This is a genomic window from Halobacillus hunanensis (assembly GCF_900166655.1).
GTDB lineage: Bacteria > Bacillota > Bacilli > Bacillales > Halobacillaceae > Halobacillus_A > Halobacillus_A hunanensis.
The window spans coordinates 385,630-398,089 of sequence record NZ_FVZB01000007.1 but is presented as its reverse complement, the minus strand read 5'-3'; the positions used below and the strand labels follow the sequence as shown (position 1 = coordinate 398,089).

Genomic DNA, 12,460 nt, shown 5'->3' with positions numbered 1-12,460 from the left:
AATTCTCAAGTTCATCTTGGCCCTTTCATAAACTCTTTACTTGTTACTCATTCATTCCTAAACTATCGGCTAGCTTCATCCTTGTGTCTTTAAGGGAATCAATCGATTCAAGGTTATGAAGCATTCCCTTAAGAATAGCTGATCTCGGCTGCATATTCATAAGCTCTTGTTCCAGGATGGTCAAGGACTGAACTGCCTCCTCTTTTAGAGTTTGAGTAATCGATTCCTCTTTTAATTGATTCTTCAATTGTTTAATCAATTCAAGGGGGTGGATTTTATCTTCGCTAGCCTCCTCAAGGTATAGAGACCATAAATTTTCGTTCATTAACGGTTCAACATCATGATCCAGCAGCCCCTTAATGATCAAGTCAATTTGAATCATTAAAAATCGAACGACCTTTTTTATATGTAACGGAAACTGATTCAAGACAATCAGTTCCATATACTGTCTAATCATTCCTATAAAAAAGAAGGCTCCATCAGCGGCGTAAGGTTTGATTTGGTTCCCGTAAATGTTAATTAAATATTGCTCAAACCATTTTACTTGAGCAATGTTTTGCTGACGCAAATACCGATAAATGTTTTTATCAGACAGCCCCGAAATTTCCTGCCCCTGCAGTCTGTAGAACTCTTGATTTTCAATATAATGACCTAATTTGATTTCAATTTCTTTCGTGAATTTCTCTTTTGGTGACAAGGATTCATCTTGCTCAACCAGCATGATTTGGTCTTCAATATATTGAAAATAATAATGAAGAATATTTAAAAGCAAATCCTCTTTTGACTTAAAATAAACATACAGACTCCCCTTTGAAATGCCGCAGCTATCTGCGATCTCCTGCATGGAGGTCCGATTATAATTTTTAGATGAGAAAAGTTTCATCGCTGTTATTAAGATGTGCCGTTCTTTATCAGAATCTTTTCTTCTCATTAGGTTACCACCTCGTATGATTGCCTTTAATCACGGTTTGATCAATAATTTGTAATCAATCATAACACATCGCTAAGTCGATAGGGAGTAGCAATAGCTGGTATTGGTGAACAATAACCATCCTGATTAACCACCGTCAAAACCGGGTATATTCACTGAGAAGATTTTCTTAAGCCGCTTGGAGGTGGAAAGATGGAAACACAGAATATAAGTAATACGAATTTAGAAGCCAGCCGAATTGGTCTGGGTACGTGGGCCATAGGCGGCTGGATGTGGGGTGGAACGGACGAACAACAATCGATCAAAACAATCCATTCCGCATTAGATAAAGGAATTAACATGATTGATACAGCTCCAGCTTACGGTTTCGGCCGTTCCGAAGAGATTATCGGCAAAGCGCTCAAAGAGAAAGGCAGCCGGGATGATATCCTGCTGGCTACTAAAGTAGGTATGGAATGGCAGAAGGACGAAACGGTCTTTCGAAATGGAAGCAAGGAGCGCATCCATCAAGAAGTTGAAGATTCGCTGGAACGTCTGCAAACGGATTACATTGATCTTTATCAGCTTCACTGGCCCGACCCAATGACCCCGCTTCATGAAACCGCAGAAGCTCTCCATTACTTGTACAAACAGGGAAAAATCAGGGCCATTGGCGTAAGTAACTTCTCTCCCGAACAAATGGACATATTTAGAGAGGCCGCTCCCATTCACACTCTACAGCCTCCGTACAACTTGTTTGAACGCGGTATTGAAGATGAAGTGCTGCCGTATACAAAAGAACACAATATCACGACTGTCACTTACGGCTCCTTATGCCGCGGATTACTGTCAGGAAAAATGACCTCTGATCGTGAATTCAAAGGAGATGACTTGAGGAACAATGATCCAAAATTTCAACAGCCACGATTCAATCAATACTTGAATGCTGTAGAAGAGCTGGATAAGCTGGCGCAGAATCGGTTTGGCAAACGTGTCCTCCACCTGGCGCTGAAATGGGTGCTTCAACAGCCCGGCTCAGGCATTGCGCTTATGGGCGGACGCCGTCCGGAACAATTGGACCCTGTTGAAGAGGTCAGCAGCTTTACAATCGATGAAGAAAGCATGCATGATATCGATGAAATTCTCTTAAAACACATTAAGGAACCGGTCGGACCTGAGTTTATGGCACCACCTGATCGACAGGATTTAGGAATTAAATGAGGTTAATAGCTAAAGAAAACCGGACGTCGTATTAAATGAGTCCGGTTTTTCTTATGCCTGTGATAGAATGAATGAGGTCATCGATAAAAATGACTGAAACTAATGAATGATGTACAACGTATAGTACATACAGTACATGATCTGTAGGAGGACATCGATTACATGGATATACTGATTTGGATTATTATTATTGCCCTGTTTCTAGCCAGTTTTGCTAGTATCATTTTCCCGATTATCCCAGGCCCGCTTGTACTTTGGCTCGGGTTCCTCGCCTACTTTTTCTTTATAAATGGAGAGGAATTATCGATCTTATTCTGGATCGGCATGGTCATTTTAACGGTGATTTTAATTGTCGCTGATATCATTGCGAACAGCTACTTCGTGAAGCGATACGGCGGCAGTAAATGGGGAGAGCGTTCCGCGGCCATTGGTGTGATCGTCGGCTCGTTTATTATTCCGCCGTTTGGGTTAATCATCCTTCCTTTCATTCTCGTTCTCATCGTTGAACTCGTTCAAAAACGTTCAACAGAGGAAGCGTTTAAAGCTTCTTTAGGCTCTTTATTCGGTTTTCTCAGTGGGTCTGTGGCAAAAGTCGTCATCCAGTTGATTATGATTGTTTGGTTCTTTCTTGAAACAGGACTGTAGCGCATGAAAAAGGCTTCTCGAATTAAAATCGAGAAGCCTTTTTTTATGATTACTGACGGCCCATCCCTTTTAAAAACTGCATCATCATCGTGATACTTCTGTTTATTTCAGGGTCTTTCAGGGCTTTAGCCAGATCAAAAACAGAGGTTTTGGCAGCTGGATCCCCCGTATTCATCTGTTCAATTCCCTGGTTCATTCTCTCGGTTACTTCACGAAGCGATTTCACATCAAGTTCGCCAATCAGGAAGATCAACTCCGGAAGGTTTTCAATTAAAGGTGTATACTGCTCACGATTTAACTCATTAGCTACATAACCTAATGCCTCTTTCTTCTTCTTCGTAAAGGCGTAGGCGGAATCGAGTGTTCCGCCTTCTTCCAACGCCTTAAGCAGTTTAATCCCTTTTAATATAGCATCCTTATTATCAGCAACAGCTTCTTTTACTTCAGACACATCTTTCTCAATTTGTTCTTCACGCGGTACTTCCATCGGTTTAACACGTCTAATTGCCTTAGCCATTCTTATTCACCTGATTTCCTGGGAATTCATAATCATCCCGTTCCCATTTCTTCTGAACTTGCACACTGATTTGCGGCACTGGGTTTCCTCTTCGATGATTATTTGACGGGATTGGTGATTTCCCTATTTTCTTCACTACTTCCATGCGGACCGCTATTTCCTTATAGGCAGGCGTATTACTATCCTTATCTACACTGTTGTCTGTTAAGAAATTAACAGCTAACTTTCCATTATCATTTAACGGAATGTACAGTTCTTTTCCTCTTACTCGATCTGTGATCGTCACGACGCCATCCGCTTCCCCGGCATCGGAGAATAATTTCACGGTCGCTCCTTCGCTCAAACCTCGTTCTTTCGCTAATTCTGCTGACACCTCGATCCACGCATTTGGTGTTTTGCGGGTGATGCCCTCAGACTTGTACGTCATATTGCCCTCATGGAAATGCTCGAGAATACGGCCATTGTTGACGTGTAAATCATAGTGGTCGGTTGTTTTATATTCCAGTTCAAAGTCCAATGGGAACAATTTGGCTTTTTTGTCGTCAAAAGGAAACCCATCGAGAAATAGAACTGGCTCGTCTGATCCATCTTCAGCGACTGGCCATTGCAGGGAATTATACCCTTCTAATCGTTCATAGGAGACACCGGCAAACAATGGAGTCAGGCTGGCCGCTTCCTCCATTATTTCTCCAGGATGCTCATAGCCCCAGTCATGCCCAAGTTCTTTTGCAATCAGCTGAAGAATCTCCCAATCTGGTTTGGATCCAGGCAGCGGATCCAGAGATTTGTATAAACGCTGGATACGACGTTCTGTATTCGTAAACGTGCCCTCTTTCTCGAGGCTCGGTGATGCAGGTAATACGACATCTGCGTACTCAGCCGTTTTTGTTAAAAAGAGATCCTGAACAATAAAGAGATCTAATTTTTCAAAGGCGGCAGTTACATAATTAATGTTGGCATCAACGATCCCTGTATCTTCCCCCATTACATACATGGCGCTAAGATTGTCGTCATGGATCGCTTCAATCATTTGGTGGTTATCTTTCCCCGGTTCTTTTGGAAGGTCGACACCCCACGCTTGTTCATAACGCTTGCGCACGTCATCATCTTCTGTTTTCTCATAACCCGGGAAGAAGTTCGGCATACTGCCAAAGTCACTGCAGCCTTGAACATTGTTATGTCCTCTCAGTGGATATGCTCCACAGCCCGGCTTCATATAGTTGCCGGTAACTAGCAGCAAGTTTGAAATCGCAGTACTCGTATCACTTCCGAGTGTATGCTGTGTCACGCCCATCGCCCAACAAATGGCCACACGTTCAAACGAAGCAATCTCTTCGGCTACTTCGATAAGCTCCTCTTTCGGAATGCCCGTTAATTCTGAAGCATAGTCCATTGTAAATGGCTCAAGGCTTTCTCTGTATTCATCAAACCCATTAACCCATTCGTTTAAAAAGGTTTTATCCTCCAAGCCTTGATCTAAAATATATTTCGTGACGGCTGACAGCCACACTAAATCTGTTCCGGAATTGGGCTGATAAAAGCGGTCAGCCCTTGTAGCCATCTCATGTTTTCTCAGATCGAAAACATAAAGCTTCTGGCCAAACAGCTTATGAGACCGTTTGATCCTGGAAGCGAGTACAGGATGAGATTCAGCTGTATTTGAACCGATCGTAATCACAAGATCTGCTTTAGCGATATCGTCGATCGAACCCGAATCGCCACCGTGCCCTACCGTTCTGAACAATCCTTTAGTGGCCGGGGACTGACAATAACGGGAACAATTGTCCACATTATTCGTCCCGATGACTTGCCTGGACAATTTCTGCATAAGGTAAGACTCTTCATTCGTAGCTTTAGAGGAAGAAATAAATCCTAAATCGTCTGCCCCTTTTTCAGCTTTAATTTCTTTCATACGTTCAGCGACATAAGCAATCGCCTCATTCCACTCTACCTCTTCAAACGAGTCGCCTCTGCGAATCAACGGTTTCGTTAAGCGTTCTTCACTATTGACGTAATCCCAGCCAAACTTCCCCTTCACACATGTGGAAATCCCGTTAGCTGGAGATTGAGCACTCGGTTCAACCTTAAGGACTTTTCGATCTTTCGTCCACACATCAAACGAACAACCGACACCACAGTACGTACATACTGTTTTGGTTTTCTTAATTCGCTCTTCACGCATTTCCGCTTCCGTGTCTGACACCGCAAAAAGCGGCCCATAGCCTGTTTCAGCTTTCTTCGTTAATTCAATCATCGATCTTAAAATTCCAGGCTGCTGGTCTGTAAGAAATCCAGCATCCCCTTCCATTCCTTTTTCCATAATGGCATTACAAGGACAGACCGTTGCACACTGACCGCAATTAACACAGGATGATTGGTCAATCGGCACATCATTATCCCAGATCACCCGCGGCTCCTGGCGCTCCCAATCAATCGTTAGTGTCTCATTCACTTCGATATCCTGGCAAACTTCCACACATCGCCCGCAAAGAATACACTGGTCCGGGTCATACCGATAAAAGGAGCCGGATTCATCACGGTTGTACGGCTTAGGTTCAAATGGCCGGGACTGGTGCTCAAGACCAAACTCTGCCATCGTGTTATGAATTTCACAGGAACCGTTATTGTAATCACATACCGTGCAGTAAAGCTCATGATTTTCTAAAATACGGTCCAACGACTCTTTCTGTGCTTTATGTACATGAGGCAGTTTCGTTTGAACCTTCATTCCCGCTTCGACTTTCGTTCCACAAGCCCGCACCATCTCTCCATTTACTTGGACGATACATGTATCACATGTTTCAATCGGACCTAGTGACTCGTTATAACAAATCTGAGGGACGTTCTCATCCGTTGTATTGAGCAGTTCCACAAGGTTCTGGCCAGGGTCTGCTAAATATTCCTTCTCATTAATCGTTACAACTGTATGCTCTCGTTCTAACAATATAAGTTCCTCCTTCTTTATGTAATGTAATCCATTCTTATATCCATCATAAAGCACTGCCCTGATTATAGATAGGGCTTAGCTTATTCCTGCTGTAACAACTGAGCGCCCGAATCGCTAGATCATAAGCTCCACCCTCGTTTCAACCAATTTACTAAAATATTCCCTTTTCACGTATTCTCAAACCTCTTAGAAAGAAACAATAACAGGGGCAAAATTGTTTTTATCAAATGAAAATCCAAACTAAGTAGAAACTATGATTGGTGCTTATAACACGCTCGTTCGTCTTTTCATCAAAAAGATTAGTTATGTCCCAGCCTCACAAAAAAATTGTGACCCGTGTTCGGGTCACAATAATTATCCGGCTTTTTGATTCCACTCGTTCTCTTTCTCTAACTGCACAACTTCTCCTGCAGCGTCTTGGTCGTCTTCTTCCAGCTTGAAATTTTTTAAAGAATCATTCATCGATGAGGCGACATTTTCAAGTTCCTCGGCCAAATGATTGAGCTGTTCCATCGCTGAATTGCTTTCCTGGATAGAGGCCGACACTTGCTCTGCCCCTGCAGCTGTTTCTTCTGTTACAGAACTAATCTCATCAATGGTGGCAACCAGTTGATTTTTCTCTGTATCCATTTGCTTCATGGAGAAAATAATCTGATTGATCGCCTGAACGTTGTCCGAAATATTCGCAAATACTCCTTCAAAGGATTGCTCGGTGGCATTAACCGACTGCTCTTGTTCTACAACGACCTCGCCTGTTTGTTCGATCAACTCAACGATGGCTGCCGTTCGAGTTTGCATATGGTGGATCATTTTTGCGACGTCGGTCAGAGCCGATTCAGACTGTTCAGCAAGCTTTCTCACTTCTTCGGCTACGACGGCAAACCCTTTTCCAGCTTCTCCGGCTCTGGCCGCTTCAATAGCTGCATTGAGTGCCAGCAAATTCGTTTGTCCGGCAATCCCTGAGATCGTACTTACGACCTGATTAATATTTTCCGAACTATCCTGCAATTCATGAATCGATTCTTTCATTTCAGTTGTCATATTCGTCGTTTGATTGGAGTGATTGCGCAGCTTCTCCACAATCGACTTCGCTTCTTCAGAACGATTGAGCAACTCATCAGACTGTGTCTTAATTCGTTCACTTTGAGTGACTACATCGTTAATCGTTGAAGCAAGCGTTTGCGATGAATTCACACTGCTTTCCATGTATTCTGCCTGCGATTGAGCCCCGCTCGCAATATCTTGTATTGCCCGGGAAATTTCGTTTGAAGCTGCCGCATTCTGTTCGGCATTGGCGACTACATTCTCAGCAGAGCTGCTAACGAGATTAGAAGACGACTTCACGCTTGCAATCAGTTCACGAATGGATCCCATCATTCGGTCAAAATCCTCTGACAGCTCACCAATTTCGTCATTTCGATCAATCTTCACAGCAATGGCAAAATCCCCTTGCCCAGCCTTATTCATTAATTTTTGCAAGTGCTTAATCGGTCTAGTGAGATAACGCGTCAGTAATACCGCGATGGCTAAGGAAATCAATATCACAACCGCAAGCACAATCGCAATCGGTAAAATGATCGTGTTGGCCTGAGCCACAAAATCTGATACATTTACTGTCCCAGCCATTTTCCAGCCAGTTTTAGGATTGGTCGCGAAGGCAATAATTTTCTGTTCTCCACCCTCGCTATATTCATAAGATCCTGCTTCACTTGACATTAATTTCTCATAAAATGGCGCCTTTTCAGCAGATTTACCGACCATTTCTTCATTTGGATGAGCGAGGTAAATGCCTGTATCACTGACTAACATTGCGTCACCAGTCTGACCGACCTCTACTTTTTCAATCATGCTAAACAACGTATTCACAGTAAAATCGATCGAAAACACCCCGGTAACCTCACCATTTTGTTCGATCGCCCGGGCAGCACTTACGATGGTATCGCCTGACGCGGCATCAGTATAGGGCTCTGTCCAAATGACTTCCCCCGTCTGTTCTACCGATTTCGTAAACCATGGGCGAGTGGTTGGATCATAATCTTCCCCCAGTTCGGTAGCTGGAAAAATAAACATATCCTTCGTATCCTTGTCCCCCATATAAATGTTCAAGATGTAAGGGTTGGCTTCTTTGGTACTGGTAAAACTCGCAAGAATGTTGTCGCTCATTTCCTGCGGGTTAGCGAGCTGACTATTTTCAGCATAGCGATTTACGTTATGACTGATACTGTCAAACAAGGTATCAAATGAATCACTCATCATGGTCATTTGCTGCTCGACATTCTTCGTCATCGTTTCCTTCGTGTTGTTCAAACTAAACCAATAACTTGTTCCGGCTACTACAAATCCTGTTAATAAAATTAAAAATAAAAACGGAAAAAGAATCTGACGCTGAATTCTCTTCGTGAAAAATCCATAAACTTTTTTAAATAGCTTCATGTTCACTCCCCCTCTTCTATAATATTTATCGACCTTTTTTCATATTTTTTTACCATTTTTCGAGGAATTTATATAATTTTATGAAAATATAGACGATAGAGAATGAAAAACAGGACCATAGACCCAACAGCTGAGATTCCTCCCATATAGCCCACGTTCCTGGCAGCAAACAGATCGAGAAGCCATCCTGTTCCAAACATCGTCAGACCAATCACGACATTTGTTAAGGATTCTATCAATCCGAATACTTTTCCCTGCTCGGATTTTGCGGTTCTGGCCATTACGATGCTATCAAAGCATGCAGCCCCTACCCCGCCAAAAAGCGAGATTCCTGCAAAAGCCAGTCCAGTCGCCCATATTACAGACGCTTGACTGGCCAGCATTTGCAAAATTCCTCCCAATCCGATCGTGATGATTCCGATAAGAAGCATTTTTCCTTTTACACAATTAGAAATAAAGAAACTGAGTACAAGCCCTATTCCTAGTGATCCGTAAAGCATCCCGATTCCTAACTCACCCATATCGAATGTTTCTGATCCGTAATAACTAATTAGAACATTGAATAACCCATCCAATCCTGCACTAATACCCAGGATTACAACGACAAATAGAACAATAGGATCTAACCTGACCCGTGACTTTGACCCGCTTGCTGCACGTGTTTGGCTCGACTCCTGCCATTTAATAGTAAGAGGATAAATTAGAATTGCGGCGGCCAAGAACGTACATCCATTCAGGATAAAGGCAACCTCTTTTCCGATAAAGAATGCGACCAGCCCGCCTGTAACGGATCCAAGAATAAGCACAATCCCGATGACCACTTGCTCGAACCCATTTATCTTTGTATAATGCTGCTCTTCCACCAACACCCCAATACTGCTTTTTCTAACCGGCTGATAAATGGCTTCACCGCATGCCAGGATAAACATACTGCAGTAGAGAATCCAGATATCTTCTTTTGATTGAACAAAAAGGAACGAGAGTGCAAAGGGAACCCTGGCTAGATCAGTCACCATCATCATTTTACGGCGGTCCCATCTATCAGCGAGCTTTCCTGCAACAGGAGACAAGACCAAATAAGGAATAACACGCATCCCCATTAAAATGCCTACTGCCAAACCTGACCCTGTCAATTCCAGTAATAAAGCTAATACAGCCACCTGGCTGAACCGATCCCCCACCCCGTTCACAATACCTGAGTAGAATAAATACTTGTAAGAATGGTGATGAAGAAAAATGATTATCATCTCCTCTAAATTAGATAAATATCTAATTAGTTATCCAAATAAAAAGGTGATGCTATGATCACCTTTTTACGACTATCGGCCACATTTCTTCCGGGTTGAGCTCATATCGATTATTTTCACGATACATAAACTGCTGCATGATCCATTCACGTCTCATCGTTGCATAATCGTCATAAAACTGTTTAATGTAGTCGTTTACTTCATGTTCTTCATAAACTTTTCCGCGTTCAAATCCTTGAACCAAGTAGGATAAAATCACAAGTTTCTTCTTCAGTTGACTCGGCATCTGCTTCAGCCGTCCATCTTCTGCAATAAAACTATTGAGGATCTTACGCTGTTCAGCTTCGTTGACATGTAATTCGTCTTTCTTCACGGTCTCATCTCCCATTCGTAGTATCGCTGTGGCCATAAACTCCAATCTCTTTTGATCTAAATGGAAATAGATCGTATTTCTATCTCGTCGTGAATATACCATCCCAGTATCCCTTAACTTTTTTATATGATGGGTAATCGTGGGCGGTCTCAGTCCAAGTTTTTGAGCAATCGCCTGGCCATGGAGCGGCCCATTCAGCAAAAGTGACACAATCCTTAATCGCGTTGGATCTCCCACAGCCTTATGAAAGTCGACCATCTTATTTAACTGCATCGTTTCCCCTCCTTTAATTTAATGATCATCTAATTAGATAGTAATCTAACTATATGAGAAAGTCAAAAAAAAATAAGCTGCCGAATCGATTTGATCCGGCAGCTATTTTCTAAAATAGAACACCCCGTATTTTGGTTCTTATCCAGCATGTTCCCGTATAGCTGTGCCCAATTTCCTCGCCAATGACGACGCCCCAGCCTCCAGCTCATCCTTAGAAAAGTACAGCTGAATATTGGATTCGTCCATTTCCAGCGCTTCAGCAAACAAACCGCCTAACCCTCTAGCTTTACGATCAACTTGCATAAACACCCGAACACCTTGATGATCGAGGAAGAAGATTAATTCTAACTCATCTAGATATCCTCTGAATTCACCACCAGGCAGAAACTCAAATTCCTGGACATAACCATGTCTTTTTGAGTATTCCATCTCTACTTTTTTCAAACGAAAACCAAGGTCTCTTTCTGCCGCTTCCAGGATCGATTCTGTGTACGGGTGAACAGAAACTTTAATGTAATCACGATCTCCCGCATCAAGGGCCATTGGCATATCAAGGCCAGTTTCAAACCACAGTGGAAGCCTGTTCAGCGTTGCTGGGGCATGGATCGGAATTTCAATCGTAAATGGAATCTCTTTCGTCTCTTTAGCACGAATGACGAATGCCTCTGAAATCCGATATTCATCGAGCTTGACCGTTTCTTTAATTTTCTTATCGTCCGCTTCTCTGAGGGCTTCGGTCATCAGAAATACAGTAATTTGGTCAATCTCCTGGTCTACCTCTCCGCCTTGCACGACTACTTTGCCATCAACTGCTTCGCCAGGCTGAAACTCCAATTTCTCGAGCTGTGTATCCACTTTGGCGGCTCCAATTCCAGCACGCGCCATTAATTTTTTAAACATCTCTATTCCCCTTTCTTTTTATACAACCATTTGTTCTAGAAAATGATAGACTTCAAGATCTATGAACCCACGTTCCTGCTCGCGGGCCTCAAAATTCTCCCTATGCAAAAACGTTGTAAGCGAATGGTGGAGATCATCTGAATCAGGATCGTTGTTCGATAAAAACCCAGTCCGATACAAATGATGAACGACCTTATTTTTCAATTCCCCTTCAAGCGCCTTAATATTCTCCTGTTTTGATTCCCCAAAATAAAGCTGTTGAAGCTTGTAAATACGAGATAATTCCTGAACTGGTTCAGGGTGATCATCGACTCGTAAATCGACAAAGACATCACTTAGTCCACCGTAGCCACCCTTTTCCTTCACGACATAAATCGCGGCTGACTGTCTTCCTCTACTATCACCGCCAGCTTGTTCAGCGGCTTCAAGCCCTTTTAACAAACGGTCTGCTAACGAACCTGTGCTCGTTTCAAAAACCCGCCCCATTTCAGTGACAGTGGCTTCATTGACTAAAATATTACCTTGAGCAGTATAGTGTTCACCAGTGACTCCCCCAGCCCAGTCATAACAGCGACTCCCAGTATACGTGGCGGCTCTGCCTTTCGCATCTACAATCCCAAGTTGACGGTCTGGTGCACCTGCGTCTCCAGCGATTAATTGGTCGACAGTTTCCTGAGCGGTCAATCCTTTGCTGAGCAGCTCCAGCCCCTCGGGACCATAAGCAGGATTGGCAAAAGCTTGTGTGGCAACCGCACCAACTCCGGCCTTTGCCCATGGGACGACAGCTCCGACGCCTAAGAATTTCGATTGAACGGCAACCCCTAGTTCTTCTGTTTCTGGATCAAAACCTACAATAGAATATGTAGCTATTATGTTTGATTGGTTCATCGTCTTCTACTCCCTTCCTACTCATTTATTCGACCTTTTTTAACGATTTTCCTTTCTATTTTTTCTAGAGAAAAGAAAAAACCTATTTTCATAGCGCGAAGCTGTG

General features: G+C 43.0%; 10 protein-coding genes. 2 read left to right on the top strand and 8 right to left on the bottom strand.

Annotation, left to right across the window (positions count from 1 at the left end; genetic code table 11):
- Positions 1–43 precede the first annotated feature (43 nt).
- Entirely contained in the window at positions 44–931 is an 888-nt protein-coding gene (locus tag B5354_RS14620) for a TetR/AcrR family transcriptional regulator (protein WP_079529547.1), read from the bottom strand.
- A gap of 192 nt (positions 932–1,123) precedes the next feature.
- Here B5354_RS14620 and B5354_RS14615 point away from each other — a divergent pair, with 192 nt between their 5' ends.
- Positions 1,124–2,131: an aldo/keto reductase gene (locus B5354_RS14615; protein ID WP_079529546.1), complete on the top strand. Its 1,008-nt coding sequence runs from the start codon at positions 1,124–1,126 to the stop codon at positions 2,129–2,131.
- Between the two features lie 162 nt (positions 2,132–2,293).
- A complete protein-coding gene (locus tag B5354_RS14610; protein ID WP_079529545.1) occupies positions 2,294–2,776 on the top strand; it encodes a DUF456 domain-containing protein in 483 nt (160 codons plus the stop codon).
- Positions 2,777–2,825: 49 nt separating this feature from the next.
- On the opposite strand, the gene B5354_RS14605 is transcribed toward B5354_RS14610, so the two are convergent.
- The 7 genes from B5354_RS14605 to B5354_RS14575 all read right to left on the bottom strand — a co-directional run bounded on the left by B5354_RS14605 (position 2,826) and on the right by B5354_RS14575 (position 12,354).
- Complete coding sequence (locus B5354_RS14605) at positions 2,826–3,293, bottom strand: helical membrane plugin domain-containing protein (RefSeq protein WP_079529544.1); 468 nt, start codon at positions 3,291–3,293, stop codon at positions 2,826–2,828.
- Positions 3,286–6,237: a formate dehydrogenase subunit alpha gene (gene fdhF / locus B5354_RS14600; protein ID WP_079529543.1), complete on the bottom strand. Its 2,952-nt coding sequence runs from the start codon at positions 6,235–6,237 to the stop codon at positions 3,286–3,288. Before fdhF ends, B5354_RS14605 begins: the two co-directional genes overlap by 8 nt.
- 357 nt (positions 6,238–6,594) lie before the next feature.
- Positions 6,595–8,673 (bottom strand): methyl-accepting chemotaxis protein, encoded by a 2,079-nt coding sequence (locus B5354_RS14595; protein WP_079529542.1) that lies wholly within the window; start codon positions 8,671–8,673, stop codon positions 6,595–6,597.
- 68 nt (positions 8,674–8,741) lie between these two features.
- Positions 8,742–9,920 carry an MFS transporter gene (locus B5354_RS14590; RefSeq protein ID WP_079529541.1) on the bottom strand — a complete coding sequence of 393 codons (1,179 nt, stop codon included), beginning with the start codon at positions 9,918–9,920 and terminating at the stop codon, positions 8,742–8,744.
- A gap of 58 nt (positions 9,921–9,978) precedes the next feature.
- Complete coding sequence (locus B5354_RS14585; RefSeq protein ID WP_079529540.1) at positions 9,979–10,566, bottom strand: DUF2087 domain-containing protein; 588 nt, start codon at positions 10,564–10,566, stop codon at positions 9,979–9,981.
- Between the two features lie 138 nt (positions 10,567–10,704).
- Positions 10,705–11,466, bottom strand: a complete 762-nt coding sequence (locus tag B5354_RS14580; RefSeq protein ID WP_079529539.1) for a sporulation protein — start codon at positions 11,464–11,466, stop codon at positions 10,705–10,707.
- A gap of 18 nt (positions 11,467–11,484) precedes the next feature.
- Positions 11,485–12,354 carry a DUF1028 domain-containing protein gene (locus tag B5354_RS14575; protein ID WP_079529538.1) on the bottom strand — a complete coding sequence of 290 codons (870 nt, stop codon included), beginning with the start codon at positions 12,352–12,354 and terminating at the stop codon, positions 11,485–11,487.
- Positions 12,355–12,460 lie beyond the last annotated feature (106 nt).